At 63.1% G+C, this 21,030-nt stretch carries 15 protein-coding genes; 13 read left to right on the top strand and 2 right to left on the bottom strand.

What is annotated here, in order from left to right; genetic code table 11:
- The first annotated feature begins 188 nt into the window (after positions 1-188).
- The 8 genes from ACLK1G_RS17160 (at position 189) to ACLK1G_RS17125 (ending at position 9,196) form a co-directional block, all read left to right on the top strand.
- A complete protein-coding gene (locus ACLK1G_RS17160) occupies positions 189-1,091 on the top strand; it encodes a TauD/TfdA dioxygenase family protein (protein WP_420766497.1) in 903 nt (300 codons plus the stop codon).
- 37 nt (positions 1,092-1,128) lie between these two features.
- Positions 1,129-2,154 carry an ABC transporter substrate-binding protein gene (locus tag ACLK1G_RS17155; RefSeq protein ID WP_420766496.1) on the top strand — a complete coding sequence of 342 codons (1,026 nt, stop codon included), beginning with the start codon at positions 1,129-1,131 and terminating at the stop codon, positions 2,152-2,154.
- Between the two features lie 5 nt (positions 2,155-2,159).
- Positions 2,160-3,020, top strand: a complete 861-nt coding sequence (locus ACLK1G_RS17150; RefSeq protein ID WP_420766495.1) for an ABC transporter ATP-binding protein — start codon at positions 2,160-2,162, stop codon at positions 3,018-3,020.
- Between the two features lie 12 nt (positions 3,021-3,032).
- Positions 3,033-3,899 carry an ABC transporter permease gene (locus tag ACLK1G_RS17145; RefSeq protein ID WP_420766494.1) on the top strand — a complete coding sequence of 289 codons (867 nt, stop codon included), beginning with the start codon at positions 3,033-3,035 and terminating at the stop codon, positions 3,897-3,899.
- 605 nt (positions 3,900-4,504) lie between these two features.
- Positions 4,505-5,281 carry an efflux RND transporter periplasmic adaptor subunit gene (locus ACLK1G_RS17140; RefSeq protein ID WP_420766493.1) on the top strand — a complete coding sequence of 259 codons (777 nt, stop codon included), beginning with the start codon at positions 4,505-4,507 and terminating at the stop codon, positions 5,279-5,281.
- On the top strand, positions 5,278-6,597 hold the full coding sequence (locus ACLK1G_RS17135; RefSeq protein ID WP_420766492.1) for an efflux RND transporter periplasmic adaptor subunit: 1,320 nt from the start codon (positions 5,278-5,280) through the stop codon (positions 6,595-6,597). The genes ACLK1G_RS17140 and ACLK1G_RS17135 overlap by 4 nt, the downstream gene beginning before the upstream one ends.
- Position 6,598: 1 nt before the next feature.
- The gene (locus ACLK1G_RS17130; protein WP_420766491.1) at positions 6,599-8,695 is read left to right on the top strand and encodes a site-2 protease family protein; all 2,097 of its coding nucleotides are present in this window, start codon (positions 6,599-6,601) and stop codon (positions 8,693-8,695) included.
- 9 nt (positions 8,696-8,704) lie between these two features.
- Positions 8,705-9,196, top strand: coding sequence for a GNAT family N-acetyltransferase (locus ACLK1G_RS17125; protein WP_420766490.1), 492 nt, complete (start codon positions 8,705-8,707; stop codon positions 9,194-9,196).
- A 32-nt stretch (positions 9,197-9,228) separates the two neighbouring features.
- Here ACLK1G_RS17125 and ACLK1G_RS17120 read toward each other — a convergent pair whose 3' ends face one another.
- On the bottom strand, positions 9,229-9,540 hold the full coding sequence (locus ACLK1G_RS17120) for a DUF6916 family protein (protein WP_420766489.1): 312 nt from the start codon (positions 9,538-9,540) through the stop codon (positions 9,229-9,231).
- 46 nt (positions 9,541-9,586) lie between these two features.
- Positions 9,587-10,174 carry a phage tail protein gene (locus tag ACLK1G_RS17115; RefSeq protein ID WP_420766488.1) on the bottom strand — a complete coding sequence of 196 codons (588 nt, stop codon included), beginning with the start codon at positions 10,172-10,174 and terminating at the stop codon, positions 9,587-9,589.
- Between the two features lie 302 nt (positions 10,175-10,476).
- Between ACLK1G_RS17115 and ACLK1G_RS17110 the strand changes: the two genes are divergently transcribed.
- Genes ACLK1G_RS17110 through ACLK1G_RS17090 form a run of 5 tightly spaced genes read left to right on the top strand, consistent with a single transcriptional unit; the run spans position 10,477 to position 20,973 of the window.
- Positions 10,477-11,322: a sulfotransferase family protein gene (locus ACLK1G_RS17110; protein ID WP_039592590.1), complete on the top strand. Its 846-nt coding sequence runs from the start codon at positions 10,477-10,479 to the stop codon at positions 11,320-11,322.
- A 54-nt stretch (positions 11,323-11,376) separates the two neighbouring features.
- On the top strand, positions 11,377-17,697 hold the full coding sequence (locus tag ACLK1G_RS17105) for an Ig-like domain-containing protein (protein ID WP_420766487.1): 6,321 nt from the start codon (positions 11,377-11,379) through the stop codon (positions 17,695-17,697).
- Between the two features lie 40 nt (positions 17,698-17,737).
- The gene (locus tag ACLK1G_RS17100; protein ID WP_420766486.1) at positions 17,738-19,252 is read left to right on the top strand and encodes a TolC family protein; all 1,515 of its coding nucleotides are present in this window, start codon (positions 17,738-17,740) and stop codon (positions 19,250-19,252) included.
- A 12-nt stretch (positions 19,253-19,264) separates the two neighbouring features.
- Positions 19,265-20,050, top strand: coding sequence for an aspartyl/asparaginyl beta-hydroxylase domain-containing protein (locus ACLK1G_RS17095; protein ID WP_420766485.1), 786 nt, complete (start codon positions 19,265-19,267; stop codon positions 20,048-20,050).
- Positions 20,038-20,973, top strand: coding sequence for a sulfotransferase family protein (locus ACLK1G_RS17090; protein ID WP_420766484.1), 936 nt, complete (start codon positions 20,038-20,040; stop codon positions 20,971-20,973). Before ACLK1G_RS17095 ends, ACLK1G_RS17090 begins: the two co-directional genes overlap by 13 nt.
- The last annotated feature ends 57 nt before the right edge of the window (positions 20,974-21,030 follow it).

The raw sequence follows: 21,030 nt of genomic DNA, 5'->3' as shown, positions 1-21,030 counted from the left end.
CAGACCGTCGGTTCGGCCATATGATTATGCGTTTTTAATATTTAAACTAACGCTCTTATATCTTTAGAGTCATCCCCCTGCGTACCTGCCGACCAATCGGCGCGCCGCACGACACAAACCAACACGGTAACGCCGTGAGTTTTGATCGATTGCGCGCCATTGAAGCGCGCCGTGCGTGGGAGTGATGTATGTCAGCCATTTCTTTTTCTCCAGATTCAAATGCCGCGAACATCGCGCCGCAGTCGTTCGAGATCCGCCCATTCCCCGATGCCGTAGGCGCCGAGATTATCGGCCTGGACCTGTCCCGGCCCATCGACGACCAGGATTTCGCTCGCATCCACCGCGCCCACCTCGACTATCACGTGGTGGTGTTGCGCGACCAACGCATCACCCCCGAACAGCACATCGCCTTCAGCCGTCGTTTTGGCGTGCTGCAGACCCATGTGCTCAAGCAGTTCCTGCTGGCCGGGCATCCGGAAATCCTCATCGTTTCCAACATCATCGAAAACGGTCAATCCGTCGGCCTTGGGGACGCCGGCAAGTTCTGGCATTCGGACCTTTCCTATAAGCAATTGCCCAGCCTCGGCTCGATGCTCCATGCCCAGGAGCTGCCGAGCGAAGGCGGCGATACGCTATTCGCTGACATGCACAAGGCCTGGGACGGTTTGCCCGAAACGCTGCGGAAGGCGGTCGAGGGCCGTTCGGCGGCGCATTCCTACACGGCGCGCTACAGCGAGACCAAATTCGAAGGCAACTGGCGCCCGACGTTGACGCCAGAGCAACTGGCCCAGGTGGCCGAAGTGGTGCATCCAATCGTCCGCACCCACCCGGAAACCGGGCGTAAATCGTTGTTCGTCAGCGAGGGCTTCACCACCCGCATCGTTGGTTTGCCAGAGGATGAAAGCACCGCAATCCTGACGCAGCTGTATGCCCACAGCGTGCTGCCCCAGAACATCTATCGCCATCAATGGCAGCCCCACGACCTGGTGTTCTGGGACAACCGCTCGCTGATCCACTTGGCAGCCGGTTGCCCGAGCCATCTGCGTCGCAAGCTGTACCGCACCACCATCCAGGGCGACGCCCCTTTCTGATCGGCTGCGCAGCGCGCAAATTGCCCGGAGAATCACCATGTCCAAACGCCTTGTTTTTGCACCGCTGGCCGCAGCTATCGGCCTGGGGTTCAGCCTGCTCGCCAGCAGCCTGATCGCGCCGGCCAGCGCCCACGCCGAAGGCGAGATTCGCATCGCCGAGCAGTTCGGCATCGTTTACTTGTTGTTGAACGTGGTTCGCGACCAGCAACTGATCGAGAAACACGGTAAGGAGGAGGGCATCGATATCAAGGTCGACTGGACCCAACTGTCGGGCGGTGCGGCGGTCAACGATGCGTTGTTGTCGGGCTCCATCGACATTGCCGGGGCCGGTGTCGGGCCGTTGTTGACGGTCTGGGACCGCACCCGTGGCAAGCAGAACGTCAAGGCCGTGGCATCCTTGGGCAATTTCCCCTATTACCTGCTGAGCAACAACCCGACCGTCAAGACCATCGCTGACTTCACCGAGAAGGACCGCATCGCGGTGCCGGCGGTGGGCGTGTCGGTGCAATCGCGGTTCTTGCAACTGGCCGCCGCCAAGCAGTGGGGCGACAAGGATTTCAATCGTCTCGACAAGTACACCCTGGCCGTCCCGCACCCGGACGCCACGGCCGCGCTGATGGCCGGCGGCACCGAGTTGACCGGGCACTTTTCCAACCCGCCGTTCCAGGATCAGGCCCTGCAAAACCCCAACGTCCACGTCGTACTCAATTCCTATGACGTGCTCGGGCCGAACTCGCCCACCGTACTGTTCGCGACCGAAAAATTCCGTGATGAAAACCCGAAGACGTACAAGGCGTTCATCGAGGCCCTGACCGAGGCCGCCGAGTTTGCCCAGAATGACAAAGGCGCGGCGGCGGACACTTACCTGCGGGTGACAAAGGCCAAGATTGACCGCGCGACCTTGCTCAAGATCATCGAAAACCCCCAGATCGAATTCACCGTCACGCCGAAGAACACTTACCCATTGGCTGAGTTCCTCTACCGCGTCGGTGCGATCAAGAACAAACCGGCCTCCTGGGAAGATTATTTCTTCCAGGACGCAAAACCGTTGCAGGGGAGCTGATCGTCATGAACGCGCCATTGCAAGGCCACGCGGCCAGCAACGCCACCCGCACCGACACCGCGTTGCTGGCGGTGGACAACGTCAGCCTGGAATACCGCACCCCGCAGCGTGTGGTGCGGGCTACCCATCAAGTCAGTTTCGAAGTCGATCCGGCGGACCGTTTTGTACTGCTCGGCCCGTCCGGGTGCGGCAAGTCCACGCTGCTCAAGGCCATCGGCGGTTTCATCGCGCCGAGTGAAGGCGAGATCCGACTGCAAGGCCAAACCGTCAACGCGCCGGGTCCGGACCGGATCGTCGTGTTCCAGGAGTTCGACCAACTGCCGCCCTGGAAAAGCGTCAAGCAGAACGTGATGTTCGCGCTGCTGGCGTCGGGCACGCTCAAGCGTCGCGAAGCCGAAGAGCGGGCGCTGCACTATCTCGACAAAGTGGGGCTGGCGGCGTTTGCCGATGCCTACCCCCACACCTTGTCGGGGGGCATGAAGGCCCGTGTCGCGATTGCCCGGGCGCTTGCGATGCAGCCGAAAATCCTGTTGATGGACGAGCCCTTCGCCGCACTCGATGCCCTGACCCGGCGTAAAATGCAGGAAGAATTGTTGCTGCTCTGGGAGGAGGTGCGTTTCACCCTGCTGTTCGTCACTCACTCCATCGAGGAGGCGCTGGTGGTGGGCAATCGTATTCTGCTGTTGTCGCCGCACCCGGGACGGGTCCGGGCGGAAATCCACAGCCATCAATACGATCTGCACAGCCTTGGCGGCGTGGGTTTCCAGCACACGGCACGGCGGATTCATTCGTTGCTGTTCGAGCAAGGCCAGTCGCCGGAGGCCGAGCGTGAGCTGGGGTTTGCCGATATCCGTATCGCGTATTGAGGAAAGGGTTTGATGAGCCAGTTATTGCCAGTGCGCGAAGAATACGAAGTCGATCTGCAACCGCTGACCCACGTGCCGCTGGAGCGGGAGTTGCCCTTGGGCCAGCGCCTGTGGCAACAGGGTTGGCTGCGCAAAAGCCTGATCCTGATAGCGCTGGCGGTGCTGTGGGAGGGCGTGGCGCGTTACCAGAACAACGATTTGCTGCTGCCGAGCTTCCTGCAAACCGCCAACGCGTTGTACGACGGTTTGCTCAGCGGCGAGCTGCTGGGCAAGGTGTGGATTTCCCTGGTGGTGCTGCTCAAGGGTTATCTGCTGGGCATCATCCTGGCGTTTGGCTTGACCACTTTGGCGGTGTCGACGCAGTTGGGCCGCGACCTGCTTAGCACGTTGACGTCGATGTTCAATCCATTGCCAGCCATCGCCCTGTTGCCGTTGGCGCTGTTGTGGTTCGGCCTGGGACAGAACAGCCTGATTTTCGTGCTGGTGCATTCGGTGCTATGGGCGCTGGCGTTGAACATGTATGCGGGTTTTCTGGGCGTGTCCGAAACGCTGCGCATGGCCGGGCGCAACTACGGGCTCAAGGGCCTGCGCTTTGTGCTGTTCATCCTCATCCCGGCCGCGTTGCCGTCGATCCTCGCCGGGCTGAAGATCGGCTGGGCCTTCGCCTGGCGAACCCTTATCGCTGCCGAACTGGTGTTCGGCGCCACGAGCGGCAAGGGCGGTTTGGGCTGGTACATCTTCCAGAACCGCAACGAGCTGTACACCGACAAGGTGTTTGCCGGTTTGGCGGTGGTGATCCTTATCGGGCTGCTCGTCGAGAACCTGGTGTTCGACAGTCTGGAGCGGGTGACGGTGAAGCGTTGGGGGATGCAGCGTTGAATCGTTCTGAAGTCATCCTCCGAACCCGTGGCGAGGGAGCTCGCTCCCGCTCGGCTGCGCAGCAAAACCGGGCCATGCGGTTTGCCTGAAGGAATGTTGGGGGCCTGCTGCGCAGGCCAGCGGGAGCAAGCTCCCTCGCCACAGGTTTGGGGTTGTCTGGGCTGACGTCATCGCGAGCAGGCTTGCTCTCTCGCCACAGGGAGTGCGTTCAGTTCAGGGTTGTTCTCAATCCGCAGAAACGAAAAAACCGGCCGAAGCCGGTGTTTTCACCCCAACGGCCAGCGAATTTAATCTCTGCGTATGGGGTTGAGTGGGGGCATCCTAAGTAGAAGAAAGTGTAAGGCCAACGCTATCAGTGCTGATGTTACTCAACCCGTGGCGAGGGGATTCATCCCCGATGGGACGCGAAGCGGCCCTGAAAACAGTTATCTCGGTGTGTCAGGCTGTTGGTCTTCAACCATTTAGGTCTGCTGCGCAGCCCAACGGGGATAAATCCCCTCGCCACAGTGCGCGCAGGACCAGCAGATTTCATACCTCTCACGGTTCCTCCTTGACGCTCTCCACCGCTGTCGTAGACTCCGCCCATCCGTCAGGGAGTAACGGTCATGCGACGTTTGTGCAGTTGGGTTGTGGGATTGGCCTTCATAACGTGCGGGGTTCAGGCGCAGACGCCGGCTTCCGACGATCCGTTGCTGGAGGGCAACATCTCCGCCAGTGCGTCGAGCAGCGAGGCGCGAGGAGTGCTTCGGGCGCGGGATCAAGCCGTGCTCGCCAGCGAGTTGGCCGGGCGGATTGTCGAGTTGCCGTTCAGTGAGGGTGAGTCGTTCAAGAAGGGCGACACCTTGGCGCGTTTCGATTGCTCGGCCTATCAGGCCCAGCTCAACGCGGCCCAGGCGGCGAGCCGGGGCGCCAGTGAAGAGCTGGCCCACAATCGGCAGCTCGCCGCGTTGAAATCCGTCGGGCGTTTCGAGGTGTCGCGGGCCGAGGCCCGGCTCAGCGAGGCCCAGGCGCAGTCCCAGGTTTATCAAGTGCAGGTCAAGCGCTGCAGCGTTATCGCGCCGTTCGACGGGCGGGTGGTGGCGCGCAAGGTCCAGCGTTATGAAAGCGTCGCGGCCGGAGCGCCGTTGCTGGACGTCGTGGACAACCGCACGCTGGAAATTCACCTGCTGATTCCCTCGCGTTGGATGGGCAAGCTCAAGCCCGGCCAGCCCTTTACCTTTGTTCCCGATGAAACTGGCCAGCCGCTGCAAGCGACGGTCAAGCGCCTGGGCGCGCGCATCGACGAGGGCAGCCAGACGCTGTTGCTGGTGGCGAGTGTTCCGGATGCCAGCGGCCTGCTGTCCGGTATGAGCGGCACGGCGCGCTTCTCGGAGTCGAAGTGAACGCGCCGGTTTCGGGCAGCGCCGAGCAAGTGTTTGCCCGCTTCCTCGACCTGGAGCGCCAGACGAGGGCCGCGCGTACGCCGGAGCAGCTGAGCTACAGCTTGGTGAACGATGGCCAGGCCCTGTTCGGCTTTCGTCATGCCGCGCTATTGATCGCCGGTAAAGTGCAAGCCGTGACCGGCGTCAGCGCCGTCGAGCCGAACGCGCCGTTCGTGGCGTTTGTCGAGCAAGCAGTCGCGCAATTGTTCAAAAAGGGGACGCTGGACAAGGCGCGGGTCATTGCCCCTGACGAGGTGAGCGAATCGGTCCAGGCGGATTGGCGAAGCCTGTCGGCCGGGCACGTATTCTGGCTGCCATTGATCGATCATCAAGGCCAGGTTTTCGGTGGCTTGTGGCTGGCCCGCGACCTTCCCTGGACGGCGCCGGAACAAGTGCTGCTGTCGCAGCTGGGCGACACCTACAGCCATGCGTGGCTGGCGCTGCAACCTCGCAAGCCGTGGCGCCTGCGCTGGACGCGCAAACGCCAGGTCGCGTTGGTGGCGGTATTGCTGCTGGGCTTGCTGATTCCGGTGCGCCAGTCCGTATTGGCCCCCGCTGAAGTGGTGCCGTTGGGCGGGCAGGTGGTGGCGGCGCCGTTGGATGGCGTAATCGCCGAATTCCGGGTCAAGCCCAACCAGACCGTCAAAAGCGGGGACCTGTTGCTGCGCTTCGAAAGCACCACCCTCAAGGCCCAGGCCGATGTGGCCGAGCGCGCGTTGGGCGTGGCCGAGGCGGAGCTCAAGGCCAATTCCCAGCGCTCGTTTGCCGACGCCGAGTCCAGTTCGAAGATCGACTTGCTGGCGGCTCGCGTCGAGCAGAAACGCGCCGAGCGCGACTACGCGATGGAGTTGCTCAAGCGCAGCGAAGTCCGCGCCGAGCGTGACGGCATCGCGGTATTCGCCGACGCCGAGCGCTGGCTCGGCAAGCCCGTGCAGACCGGCGAGCGGCTGATGGAAATTGCCGATCCGAACCAGGCCGAGTTGCGTATCGAGTTGGCGGTGGGCGATGCGATTGCTCTGGAGCCGGGCGCACAGGTGGCGTTGTTTCTCGACAGCGATCCGTTGCAACGGCACCTGGCCCGGCTTGAGCGTTCGACCTACGAAGCGCAACCTACCGCCGCCGGACAGTTGGCCTATCGGTTGGATGCGCGATTCGATGCCACGGCGCCGCGCATCGGCCTGCGGGGAACGGCGAAGATTTTCGGCGATCGCGCGCCGCTGGCGTTGTACCTGTTGCGTCGGCCACTGGCAGGTCTGCGCCAGAGCGTGGGCTTGTAGCGTGGTCCTGCCGAGCTTGCGGGCCGATCTGCAACTGTCCGCGGCCGCCCCCGACCCGGACGGCTCACCCCAATGGACGCTGGCCGATCCGGTACGCGGCCGCTATTTCAAGTTGGGCGCGGCGGCCATGCGCATGCTGCGACACTGGTCCCTGGGCGATCCGGAACAGGTGCTGCAGGCGGCCAACCGCGAGCCGGGCCTGCCGCTCAATGACGAATCGCTGGAGCAGTTGCTGGGCTTCTTGCGCGGACATGACCTGATCAGCGCCATGGACCCGCAACAACGTGACAGCTATCAGTACAAGACGGCTTCCCAGCGCCAGAGCGTGTGGCAGATCCTGCTGCATCAATACCTGTTTTTCCGCATACCGCTGTGGCGTCCGGATGCGTTTCTCAATCGCGCCTGGCCTTGGCTCGCGCGGTTTGGCCCTGGCGTGCTGCGTTATGGAATACCGCTGACCCTGGGTCTGGGCATTTTCCTGGTGTCCAGGGACTGGCAGCGGTTTCTGGCGACCTTTCCACACCTGTTCAGCCTGGGGGGCGCGCTGGCATTCGGCGTGGCGTTGTTCTTTGCCAAGTTGTGCCACGAATTCGGTCACGCCTTCATGGCCAAGCGCGCCGGTTGCCGGGTGCAGAGCATGGGTGTGGCATTCATGGTGCTGTTGCCGATGTTTTATACCGACGTCAGCGACGCCTGGCGGATCAGGGATCGACGGGCCCGGCTGTTGATCGGCGCGGGCGGCGTGCTCGCCGAATTGCTGCTGGCCTGCATCGCTTTGCTGGCCTGGTCGCTGCTGCCCGATGGCCCGGCGCGCACGGCGGCGTTCATGCTTGCCAGCGCCACCTGGATCACCACACTGATCATCAACCTCAATCCCTTCATGCGCTTCGACGGGTATTTCCTGCTCAGCGATTTTTGGGCGGTGGATAACCTCCAGGGCCGCGCATTCGCCTTGTGTCGCTGGCGTCTGCGCGAAGCCTTGTTCGGTTATGGCGCGGCGGCGCCGGAGCCATGGTCGCCGAAGATGCGCCGGCGCTTGTTGGTGTGGGGCTATGGCGCCTGGCTGTGGCGCGCGGCGTTGTTCCTCGGTATCGCCCTGGCGGTCTATCACCTGTTCTTCAAGGTGCTGGGCATTTTCCTGATGATGGTGGAATTGGTCTGGTTCATTTTCATGCCTATCGTGAGTGAAGGACGGCAATGGTGGAACCGCCGCGAGCAGGCTCATCGCCCTCGTGTGTTGCTGACTGGCTTGGTGCTGCTGGTGTTGCTGCTGGTCCTGCTGTTGCCTTGGCGCAGCGCGGTGGAGGTCCCGACCATGCTGGAAGCCGGCCGTGCCAGCGCCTTGCATGCGCCGGTGGCGGCGCGGGTCAAGCAGGTCAATGTCCATGACGGCCAGGTCGTGGCCCAGGGCGATGTGTTGATCGAGCTGGAGTCGCCGGACATGGCGTCGCGCCTGGCCATCGTGCGCCGGGAAATCCAGATCCAACAGTTGCAGATGCGCCGCCAGGCCGGCCGCAGCGAAACCGCCGCCGATGCCGGTATCGTCGAACAGCAACTGGCCGAAGCAGTGGCCGAATACCGGGGCCTGGTCGCTCAGCGTGAGCGCCTGTTGTTGCGCGCGCCCCACGCCGGACAAGTACGCGACCTGCTGACGGATCTGCAAGCCGGGCGCTGGCTGTCGCCCACCCAACCCCTGGCTCGAGTGGTGCAGGATGACTCACGCTTGCGCGGCTACCTCACCGAAGCCGAGCTCTGGAGGGTCGCGCCGGGTGCCATGGGACGGTTTATTGCTGACGATCCGATGCACGCCTCGATTGCGGTGCAGCTCAACGAAATCGACGCCAACGGCGTAGCCTGGGTCGAGCAACAGGCGTTGACGTCCGACCACCACGGCCCCATCGCCGTGCGCCGTGATTCGCAACAGCGAGCCGAGCCGGTGCAGGCGCAGTATGGGGTTCGCTTGAGCGCCCTCGACGGGACGCCCGCCCCGGCCCAGCCGTTGCGTGGCGTGGTGGTGTTGCAGGGGCAGGGTGAATCGGTATTGGGAGCGGCCTGGCGTCGGGTGGCGGCGTTGGGTGTCAGGGAAAGCGGGTTCTAGGGAGCGAGCATGGATTCAGTGGCGGCAGAGGGGTTGGTGGTGCGTCCATCACGGGTCAGCGATGGTCCGTTCTTGCAGGGCCTGTACCAGGCGGCGCGACCGGATCTGCAATGGATCGATGGCGAGCATGAGCAGGTGCAGCAAATCATCGCGCAACAGTTCCAGGTGCAGGAGCAAGGGCTGGGCGAGAACTTCCCCAACGCCATGCATTACGTCGTGGAAAAACTCGGCAGCGCCATCGGGGCCTTGAGTACGGATTTCGGCCCCAATGAAATTCGCGTGCTCTACCTGGCCTTCATTCCACAGGCCCGTGGGCAAGGTTATGGCCGAGCGGTATTGCAAGGGGTGCAGAAGGCGGCGCAACAGATCCGATGCCCGGTGGCGACCGTGGTCTGGGCCAGCAACCCCCACGCCCGCAAACATTACCTGGCGCTGGGTTTTGAGGTGCAAGAGCGCAACCCGGCGGCAGAGCGATTGGTGTGGTATCCGAAAGGAAACTGAGCGGCGCCATTTGCGTGTGGGAGCGCGTCCCGTCAGTTGAACGCGATGTAGAAATAACCCACCGACGGATCCCGCCCCATCGGTGGTATTCGCGATACGAAAACCCCTTCGAGCCTTCCCAGTTCCGGCACATCCAGTGCGCAGAGCCCATCGACGAAGTCTGTGCCTTGCAGGCTGTTGAACTCAACGCTGAACGGCATGCGTTCGCTGCTGGGCATTTTCGCCCTGGGTGCTTCGTCCAGGGTGTCGAAACGCACCGGCAGGCATCTGCCGTCAGGCAGGGTCAGGCTGCCGGTCTGGCCCAGCAGCGGTTGGAAATGGCGGCTATGAACCTGTTGCAGCATGTCGATGCTCCCAAAGGCCGGAAGGCCAAGGCCTTCCGGCGGATTGTCAGTTGCGGGATGGAAAATAACCTTGCAGCGCGATGCTGAAGTTGATGGCCAGGAACGGGTTCATGATTGCCATGGGCATGTTGCCGCCGGTGGGGGATACCGTGCCGCTCACGGTGGTGCTGACGCCTTGCAACGGCACTGGCGAAGCGCCCTGTTGATCGGAGTAGATTGCCGCTGAACCGGGCCCGGTGCCCGAGGTGCCGATGAATGAATGGGTGGGCGTCGGCGTGTTCACCGGATTGCTGGCCGGGTTCGCCAGTTGCAAGGTGGTGGCGGCGGTAATGCCGGTCAATGCATGGGTGTGGTTGGGCAGGTTGTTCAGCGTTGCGGTGACGTTTTCCGTGCCGGCGACTTCGCCGATCACCCGGGGAGTCAGGCCCAGTCCGTCGCCTTGGCCGACGGGCATGCGGCCCTGTAGGTTGGGCAGCATGAAGGTGGTTTGTCCGTTGCCGCCGTACGTCACGCCGATCAAGGCGAACAAGGTCTGGTATTGGGCAAGGGACAGCGTCTGCCCATTGCACAGCGCCCAGTCCCTGGGTGCGAAGTTGAAGGCGAATGACTGGATCGTGCCGATGAATACTTCCATAGATTCCTCATCCCTCAGGTTATTGGTCTGCGGGTGCCCGGCACAAAAAGGACAAGAGTGCGATCAGCCCGACTCCTTCGTTCCCTGGCCTGGTCACGCACGGCTGAGCGTAGACGGGGATGTCTGATTTCGCCGGGCGGAGGGGGTGAAAAAAATCTTCGTTCCGCTTAACCGATTCAGCGTTTCGACGCCTCGATACCGTCCATCTTCTTTACGGTTTTCGGCGCGCCTGATGGCAAAACACTACTAGGCGAAATTTTTGTTGTCGGCTACGCTTCGGCTACGAAGGGACTAAATACAAGGTGAAGGGATTGCCGCAGTTTCACTTTATTTCCGGTTTACCGCGCTCTGGCTCGACCCTGCTTTCTGCCATCCTGTTGCAGAATCCGCGCTTCCATGCCGGCATGACCAGCCCTGTCGGTACGCTGTTCAGCAGCGTCCTGCAGCAATGCAGCGCCGGCAGCGAATTCGGCTCGGTGATCGACACTGATCTGCGCCGTCGCCTGTTGCGTGGCCTCTTCGATTCCTACTACGCCGACAAGGCCGACAAACCGGTCATCTTCGACACCAACCGTCAATGGTGCGCCCGCTTGCCGGCCTTGCAGGACCTGTTTCCCCAGGCCAAGACCATCGCTTGCGTGCGCAACGTCGCCTGGATCCTCGATAGCCTGGAGCGGCTCTACCGCGCCAATCCCTTCGAGAACACCAAGCTGTTCAACGACGATGACGAGCGCAACACCGTCTACAGCCGTTGCGAAACCCTGGCCCAGCGCAATCGCCTGGTGGGGTTCGCCTGGACAGCGCTCAAGGAAGCCTATTACGGCGAGAACGCCGAGTCGTTGCTGATCGTTGACTACGACCTGTTGAGCCAGGCGCCCGAGCGGGTCATGCGGCTGGTCTACGAGTTCATCGGCGAGCCTTGGTTCGAGCACGATTTCAATCACTTGACCTACGACGCGCCGGCCTTCGACCAGGCCCTGGGCGTCGCCGGCCTGCACAAGGTCAAGCCCAAGGTTGCGCCGCAAGCCCGGCGGACCTTGCTGCCGCCGGATCTGTTCGAGAAGTATGCCGAGTTGTCGTTCTGGCGCGATGGCGCAGCCAGCGCGGCGAATGTCATTCGTATGAAAACCGACGCCGCGGTCAGCTGATCGCGGTTTTTTTTTCATTGGCGTGTTGAATAAGTTCGAGTCCAGGTGATCGTCATGTGGTGGAGCAAAGGCAAATCGCGGGTAACCGAGAGCACGCAACCCCTGGCATCGCCAATGATCATGTCTCTGGAACCGCGAATGCTGTTCGACGGCGCGGTGGCGGCCACCGTGGCCGATGCGGCGCAATCGGACGCGCAACCGACTGCCGAGGCGGCCAAGACGCCCACCGCGGACCAGCCTTCCGACACCCATGTTCCCCAAGGCCAGGCCGATGCCACCGAGGCCGCCGTCCCGGGCAAGTCCGTGGTGTTCGTCGATTCACGGGTCAAGGACGCTGGCAGCCTGCTGCAAGGCGTGGCCCCCGGGACCGAGGTGGTGCAACTGGATGCCACCAAGGACGGCCTGCAACAGATCGCCGATTACCTGGACACGCACCAGGGCGTCAGCTCGGTGCAGATCATCGCCCACGGCAACGCCGGTGACTTGTGGCTGGGCAACAGCTACCTGTCGGCGGACAACGTCCAGGCCCGCGCCGAGGTGCTGGCGCAGATCGGCCAGGACATGAACGCCGGCGGCGATATCCTGATCTACGGCTGCTACACCGCCGAAGGCGACCGCGGCATGAGCCTGGTCAATTCGCTGGCGCAGCTCACCGGCCGAGACGTGGCCGCTTCCGACGACCGCACCGGCCTGGGCGGCGACTGGAACCTGGAAATCGCCACCGGCACCATCGAAAGCGCCAACGTGCTGTCGAGCAAGGCCATGAGCGAGTACCAATGGGGCCTGGCCACCTGGACCGCCACCAACAACCTCAACACCGGCGTCGGTTCCCTGCGTGCGGCCCTGGCCTCCGCACAGAACGGCGACATCGTCACGTTCAATAACACCATGACCGTCGGGCTGACGTCGGTGCTGGTGGTCAACAAGAACGTCACCATCGATGGCGATCTCAACAACGACAACGTTGCCGACGTGACCCTGGATGGCCAATACCGGACCCAGATCATCAACGTGACGGCCGGCACGACGGCAACCCTCGATGGGCTGGTGATCACTCGGGGCATGGCGGCGGGTAACGGCGGCAATGGCGGCGACGATGCACTGGTTTCCCAGGGCGGTGGTATCTACAACGCCGGCACCCTGACCCTGCGCAACGTCACGGTCACCGCCAACGCCGCGTCTGGCGGTGGTGGTGGCGGTGGCGTGACGCCGCAATACGCCGGTGGTGGCGGTGGTGGCGGTGGTGCGGTCGGTAGCGGTATCGGTGGCAAGGGCGGCGATACGCTCAACGCCACGGGTTCCAATGGCTCGGCCGGGCAGGGTGGCGCGGGCGGCGGCTTCTTCAACATCGGCGGGCGTGGCGGTTCCACCACGGGTGGTGCGGGCGGTGCGGCCTATCCGGGTTACAGCACCGGTTCGGCCGGCGGCACGGCCAGCAGCGGTGGCTTGTCCATCGGTGGCGGTGGCGGTGGCGACGGTTATGACGACATCGGTGGGGCAGGTGGCGGCGCGGTCGGGGGTATCTATAACGATACCGGCGCGACCCTGCGCGTCATTGGCAACTCGGTTATCTCCAATAACGTCGGTGCCGGCGGTGGCGGTGGCGGTGGTGGCGCCGGTGGGGGTTACACGCAGGCGGGCGGTGCGGGCGGCGTTGGTGTTGGCGCCATCTGGAACAAAGGCACGATCCTGATCACCGCCGCCAACTTCACGGCCCTGGCCGGCAACGTCGGCGGCAGTGGTGTGGGTGGGACGAGTGCCGGCAGCGCCGGCGTGTCACCGGCATCGGTGGCCAACGTCTACGGTGACGGCGGCACCATCAATACCAACTATGTACCGGATGAGACACCGCCTACCGCGACCGTCGTGGTGGCCAATACCAACCTGAACTCCGGTGGCACGACGACGGTGACCATCACCTTCTCCGAGGCCGTAACGGGCCTCACCGCGGCGGACCTGACGGTGCAGAACGGCACCGTTGGCCTCTTGAGCAGCGGCGACGGCGGCATCACCTGGACCGGCACCTTGACGGCGGCCAGCAACATCGCCGACACCACCAACATCATCACCCTGAACAATACCGGTGTGGCCGACCTGGCGGGCAATACCGGCGTGGGCACCACCGACTCGAACAATTACGTGGTCAACGACACCGTGGCGCCCACGGCGTCCATCGTGGTGAGCGACACGGCCCTCAGGATTGGCGAGACGTCGACGGTCACCATCACCTTCTCCGAGGCGGTCTCCGGCTTTACCACGGCCGACATGACTGTGGCCAATGGCTCGCTCAGCGGCCTGAGCACCAGCGACGGCGGTATCACCTGGACGGCCACGTTGACGCCGGACGCGGCGGTCACCGATACCTCCAATCTCGTTGTGTTGAATAACACCGGCGTGGCGGACCTCAATGGCAACGCCGGCGTGGGGACGACCAACTCCAACAATTACGCCATCGACACGCAACGCCCGACCGCCACCATCGTGGTCGCCGACACCGCGTTGAGCGCGGGCGAAACCTCGTTGGTGACCATCACCTTCAGCGAGGCGGTGAGCGGTTTCACCAGCGCCGACCTGACGGTCGCCAACGGTGCGGTCACCGGGTTGAGCAGCAGCGACGGCGGCATTACCTGGACCGCAACGCTGACGCCGAGCGCCAGTGTCACTGACACCAGCAACCTGATCACGCTGACCAACAGTGGCATTACCGACCTGGCCGGCAACATCGGCAGCGGCACCACCGACTCGAACAACTACGCCATCGACACACAGCGCCCGACCGCCTCCATCGTGGTGGCCGATACCTCACTGAACATCGGTGAAACGTCCCAGGTGACGATTACCTTCAGCGAGCCCGTTACCGGCTTCACCTTGGCGGACCTGACGGTTGCCAACGGCTCGTTGAGTGGACTGAGCAGCAGCGATGGCGGCATCACCTGGACCGCGACGCTCACACCGAGCGCCACTATCAGCGACGCGACCAACCTGATTGTCCTGGCCAATACCGGTGTATCGGACGCGGCGGGCAATGCCGGTAGCGGCACCACCAGCTCCAACAACTACGCAGTTGATACCCAGCGTCCCACCGCCAGCATCGTTGTCAGCGATACCTCGCTGAGCGTCGGCGAAACGTCTCTGGTGACCATCACCTTCAACGAAGCAGTGACAGGCTTTACCGCCGCTGACCTGACGGTCGCCAACGGCACGGTTATCGGCCTGAGCAGCGGCGACGGCGGCATCACCTGGACCGGGACGCTGACGCCAACCGCCAGCATCAGCGACACCAGCAACCTCATCACCCTGGATAACACCGGCGTGACTGACGCGGCGGGCAATACGGGCAGCGGCACCACCGATTCCAACAACTACGCCATCGACACCGCGCGTCCGACTGCAACGATCGTGGTCGCCGACTCGGCCGTTGGCGCAGGCGAAACCTCGGTGGTGACGATTACCTTCAGCGAAGCGGTGACCGGTTTTACCCTGGCCGACCTGAGCGTCACCAACGGCAGCCTGAGTGGCCTGAGCACCAGCGACAACATCACCTACACGGCGACCTTCACGCCATCGGCGGGCGTCACCGACACCACCAACCTGATCACCCTCAACAACACGGGCGTGGTGGATGGCGCGGGCAATACTGGCAGTGGCACCACCGACTCCAACAATTACGCCGTGGACACCCAGCGCCCAACTGCCACCATCGTGATCGCCGATACCGCGCTGAGCGTCGGCGAAACCTCCCTGGTGACCATCACCTTCTCCGAAGCGGTCAGCGGTTTCGACAATTCGGACCTGAGCGTGGCCAACGGCACGTTGAGCGCAGTGAGCAGCAGCGATGGCGGCATCACCTGGACCGCTACTTTCACGCCGGCCCTTGGGGTGAGCGATACCTCCAACATCATCGTCCTGAACAACACCGGCGTGGCGGACGGGGCCGGTAACAGCGGCACTGGCACCAGCAGTTCCAACAATTACCAAGTCGATACCAACGTGCCGACAGCGACCGTCGTGATTGCCGATAGCACCCTCGGCATCGGCGAAACCACGACCGTGACCATCACCTTCAACTCGGCGGTGAGCGGTTTCGACAACAGTGACCTGACCGTCAGCAACGGCACCCTGAGCAATGTCGGCAGTGTCGACGGCGGTGTTACCTGGACAGCCACGTTCACGCCGAGCGTCAGCATTTCCGATACCACCAACGTAATCACCCTGGACAACACCGGCGTGATCAACGTGGCGGGCAACGCGGGTGTCGGCACCACCGACTCCAACAATTACGCGGTGGATACGGTGCGACCCACCGCGACCATTGTCGTGGCCGACACGGCCATCGGTGCCGGCGAGACGTCGCTGGTCACCATCACCTTCAGCGAGGCGGTGACCGCATTCACCGCCGCGGACCTGACGGTCGCCAACGGTACGATTTCCGGGCTGAGCAGCAGCGACGGCGGTATCACCTGGACCGCGACCCTTACGCCCACCAACGGGATCAACGACAGCAGCAACGTGATCTCCCTCAATAGCGGCGGCATCATCGATCTGGCGGGCAATGGCAACGTCGGCGCGACCGTCTCCAACAACTACGCGCTCGATACCCAGCGCCCTACCGCCACTGTCGTGCTGAGTGATTCATCATTGAGGCCGGGCGAAACCGCCCAGGTGACCATAACGTTCAGCGAGGCGGTGAGCGGCTTCAGCAATGATGACTTGAGCGTTGCCAACGGCACCTTGAGCGCCGTGAGCAGCAGCGACGGCGGCCTGACCTGGACTGCCACGTTTACCCCGACCCTGGGCGTGAGCGACACCACCAACCTGATCGTCCTCGACAACACCGGTGTGAGCGATGGGGCCGGCAACACCGGTACCGGTACCACCAATTCGGCCAACTACGCCGTTGAGACCCGCGTGCCGACCGCCACCGTCGTGGTGGCCGATCCAGCGCTGAGCGTAGGCGAAACGTCACTGGTGACGATCACGTTCTCTGAAGCGGTGAGCGGTTTAGACAACAGCGACCTAACCGTCAGCAACGGGACGCTGAGCAATGTGTCCTCGACCGACGGCGGCGTCACCTGGACGGCAACGTTTACCCCGGCAAGCAACGTCACCGACACCAGCAACCTGATCAGCCTGGACACCAGCGGTGTGTCAAACGTGTCGGGCAATGACGGTGTCAGCATAGTCAATTCCAACAACTACGCGGTCGACACCGTGCGTCCGGGCGCCACCATCGTGGTGGGCGATACGTCCCTGGGCATTGGCCAGACCACGACAGTGACCATCAGCTTCACCGAGGCGGTGTCCGGCTTCGACTTGTCGGACCTCAGCGTCGCCAATGGCGTGCTGTCCAACCTCGCCAGCGTTGACGGCGGCCTGACCTGGACGGCGACCCTGACGCCGACAGCGGGTATCAACGACGCCACCAATTTGATCTTGCTGGATGCCAGTAACGTGCAGGACAGCGCCGGCAATGCCGGTGTCGGCATTGCCATCTCCGCCAACTACGCCCTCGACGCCACCCGGCCGACCGCGACCATCGTGGTGGCCAATCCGAGCCTGGGCGTGGGCCAGACGACCCAGGTCACGTTCACTTTCAGCGAGGCGGTGACGGATTTCGACCTGTCGGACCTGAGCGTCACCAACGGCGAACTGAGCAACCTGAGCAGCAACGACGGCGGCAAGACCTGGACAGCGACCTTCACTCCGTCGGTGGACCTCACCGACCCGAGCAACTTTATCGCCCTGGATACCAGCAACGTCAGCGATCTGTCGGGCAACGCCGGGTCAAGCGTGTCGGTGTCCAACAACTATGCGATCGACACCGTGGTGGCCAACGATGTGAAGCCACCGCCAGAGTTCCTGATCTCGGATCCGGTCACAGCCATCCCGTCGTCCGAGGTGCCCTTGCAACCAATCATTTTCAACCCACCAACCGGCGACTTGGGGTCGCCGCTGGGCTTCCCGCCGCTGTTCGAGCAACGGGACGTGGGCGGTGGTCTTCGGCCCATCGGGGATATCTTCATCAACCGTGGCGAGTTGGCGCCCAGCTATATCGCCCAGGTTTTCAGCAGTGACGCCGGCGGGGACGGCTCGGGCCAAGGGTTCCTGGGTTTTGGCGGCGGCGACGGCGGCGTGTTTGGCAGCAGCACGATTTCTAGTTTGTTCAACCAGGACACGGGTTCCGATGGCGAGTCGCTGGATGCCTTCGAGAACCGGTCGATAACGGGGGGCGATGCCTCCCAAGGCCTGCGCGGCGTATTTGGCGCTCCGACCTTGGGCCAGCAGTTGCAGCAGCTCAAAGACACAGAACAACGCCAGGTGGACAGCCTCGCGACGGCTTTGAAACAGGCCGGCACCAGCCAAGCGCTGGCCTGAGAATTCCATAAAAAATACGGTAGCCAGGGGCAATCCAGGGATGAATAGAAGTCAGAAGTTATTCGGTGTGAGTTTGCTGGCGTTGGTGATCAGCGGTTGTGCGGTCACCAGCGAGCCGATCGATCGAAGCACCAGCGAACAGCGCGCCCGGAACGACCTGCAGAATATGTACAAGGACCAGGAGCCCCTCAGTGGTCCGCTGACGCTGCACCAGGCCATGGCCCGCGCGGTGAAGTACAACCTCGAAGGCCGCCTGAAAATCATGGAAGAGGCCCTGGCCAAGCGTCAGCTGGACCTCGCCAGCTTCGACATGCTGCCGCGCATGGCCCTCGATGCCGGTTATGTGGGGCGTAACAACGTCAGCGCCTCCAGCAGCCAGAGCGTGGAAACCGGCACCCAGTCCCTGGAACCGTCGACCTCCCAAGACCGCGACCGCGAAGTGGCGGACCTGACCATGGTCTGGAACGTGCTCGATTTTGGCGTCAGCTACATCAGCGCCAAGCAGGCCGGTGACCAAAGATTGATCGTGCAGGAACGCCGGCGCAAGGTGATCAATACCATCGTCCAGGACGTGCGCTCGGCCTACTGGCGAGCCATGGCCGCCGAACGTTTGCTCAAGCAGATCGACAGCCTGATGGCCCGGGTCGAGGCGGCGCGAGGCAACAGCCAGAGCATGAGCGAGCAGCGCATCGGCGACCCGGTGCAGGCCTTGGGTTACCAGCGCTCGCTGATACAGGCGACCCGTCAGTTGGAAGAACAGCGCCGGGCCTTGTCCCTGGCCAAGACCGAACTGGCGACCCTGATCAATCTGCCGTTGGGCACCGAGCTGACCCTGGCGACCCAGGATGAGTACGCCATCCCGGAACTCAAGGTCGATTTGGCTCGCCTCGAACAGGAAGCGCTGGCCAGCCGGCCGGAACTGCGCGAGCAGGACTACCAGACCCGCATCACTGCGGCGGAAACTCGCAAGGCCATGTTGCGCTTGCTGCCGGGGCTGGAATTTTCCGCCGGCGGGCATTACGACAGCAACTCGTTCCTGGTGGAGCAGGGCTGGGCCGACTACGGCGTCAAAGTCACCTGGAACCTGTTCAATGTCATCTCCGCTCCAGCGGCTATCGACGTGGCCAAGGCCGGTGAAGAAGTCGCGGCGGCACGGCGCCAGGCGATGTCGATCGCCGTGTTGGCGCAGCTATACGTTGCCAACGCCAACTACCGCGAAGCGCTGCGCCAGTTCAAGACCAGCCAGGAGCTGTCGGACATCGATGGGCAAATCGTCGGTCAACTGCGTAGCCGTCACCAGGCTGCGGGTATTGGCGAACTGGACTTGATCCAGGGCGAGCTGAATACCTTGCAGGCGGACCTGCGGCGGGACCTGGCCTATGCCGACCTGCGCAACGCCTACGGACAAATCTTCGCCAGTGCCGGCCTCGACCCATTGCCGAACGAGGTGCAGTCCACCGAAGTGCAGTCGATTGCCACTGCGTTGGCCAATCGCGAAGCAGCCTGGGCGCAGGGCGATATCACGCTGCCGAAAACAGCCACGATGACTCAATAACCGGGCACAGCCATGACGCGCCCGGCGTTTTCCCGCCTGCCCGTCACGGTGAACCTGCCGTTGCTGTTGCAGGCGCTGGCAGCCGTCAAGGACGAGCGTTGGCGAGGGCATTTCAACACTGCCTATCACAGCGGTGATTGGAGTGGCGTGGCGTTGATTTCGGCTGCCGATGCCTTGACCGAGCTGTCGCCCGGGCACGGTAAGCCCGTGTACCGCGTGCCCTGGTCAGAGGATGGTCGCTGGCAAGAAGCATTGGCCGATTGGCCTCTGGATATCGTCTCGGCCCGCCTGTTGCGGTTGGGCCCGGGTGGTTTCATCCATGAGCATCGCGACTATGACCTGGGCGGTCCGGACGCCGACCTGCGCCTGCACGTTCCGCTGCTGAGCTCGCCGGGGGTTACGTTCTGGCTGGACGGGCAGATCATTGCGATGCAGGTGGGCGAATGTTGGTTTCTCGATCTGGCGCGTCCTCATCGCGTTGCCAATCAAGGCGACCAGGCGCGAATCCATCTGGTGCTCGATTGTCGCCCCGGGCCATGGTTGGACCAGCAGATAGCCGAGGGGCTGCGTAGTACACCCGAAGCCGTCGTTGGGCAAAGCGACCTGGCCCGTTTCCAGCATTGCGTGGAGGTCGATCCTCAGCTTGCCAGCGCATTGCAAGGCCTTCATGACCTGGATACTTTCGTTGAAACCGTGCTGACGCTCGGGGCGGAACAAGGGCTGCATTTCACCCGGGAGCAATTGCGGGCTGCCATGCGCCACGGTCGCCGACAATGGAGTGACCAGTGCAAGCCCTGAGGCTGGATGGCTGGTTGCCGATCCGCGTGTGGCAGGAGGCCGGTGAGTGGCGAGTCGATTGGTGCTGGTTCGGTGACCGACGACTGTCGCAGCCGTTCTTCGGCGATGCCGTGGAAGAAGCCCTGCGCGTGCCCTTCAACCTGGTGTTCCGCCGCCAGACACCCTTGGACGTCCTGGGCCAATGGCAGCGACAGAGCCCCGGCCTGGCGCCCAGCGCATTCATCTTCCATGCCTCCCGATGCGGCTCGACACTGATCAGCCAGATGCTCGCCCAACTGGATGACCACATCGTCATCTCGGAGCCGCCGCCCCTGGATGCGCTGCTGCGCAGTGATTTGCCGCCTGCCGGACGGCGCGTGGCGCTCAAGGGCTTGGTGTCGGCCTATGGGCAGCGCCGTCGAGGTGGGGAGCAACGGCTGGTGATCAAGCTCGACGCCTGGAACATCGGCGAATTGGCGCTGTTGCGCGAATGTTTTCCCGATACGCCTCGGCTGTTCCTGTACCGCGATCCGCTGGAAATTGCCGTCTCCCATCTGCGCCGCCCTGGCATGCACATGGTGCCGGGGTTGATCGGGGCGAGCGTGCTCGACGATGAATTACCCTTCGTCAGCCAGGAAGATTTCATCTCGCGCCGGGTGGGCCGTTTGTTGGCGACGGGTCTGGAGCACTGCCAGGCATTTGCCGCAATGGCGGTGGACTACACCGAACTGCCCGAGGCGATGACGGGAAGGCTGGCGGCGTTTTTCCGGCTTGATGATGAGCAACGCAGGCGAGTGTTCGCAAAAGTGGGGCAGCATGCCAAGCAGCCGGCGCAGGCGTTCACTGGCGACAGCGAGGACAAGCGCCGGGAGGCTTCGGCACTGTTGCATGAGCGGGTCAGGTGTTACGCGCAGGCACCCTATGAAGCGTTGAGATCGTTGTAGTCCAGGCGATCCCGCTTCTGCGGTGAAGGCGCTTGCCACAAAGGGTCCAGCGTTCGC

Origin of the sequence: Pseudomonas algeriensis (genome assembly GCF_048847255.1) — a bacterium.
GTDB lineage: Bacteria > Pseudomonadota > Gammaproteobacteria > Pseudomonadales > Pseudomonadaceae > Aquipseudomonas.
Note: the sequence above shows the minus strand (reverse complement) of the source record. Positions and strands in the feature narration are given on the sequence as shown.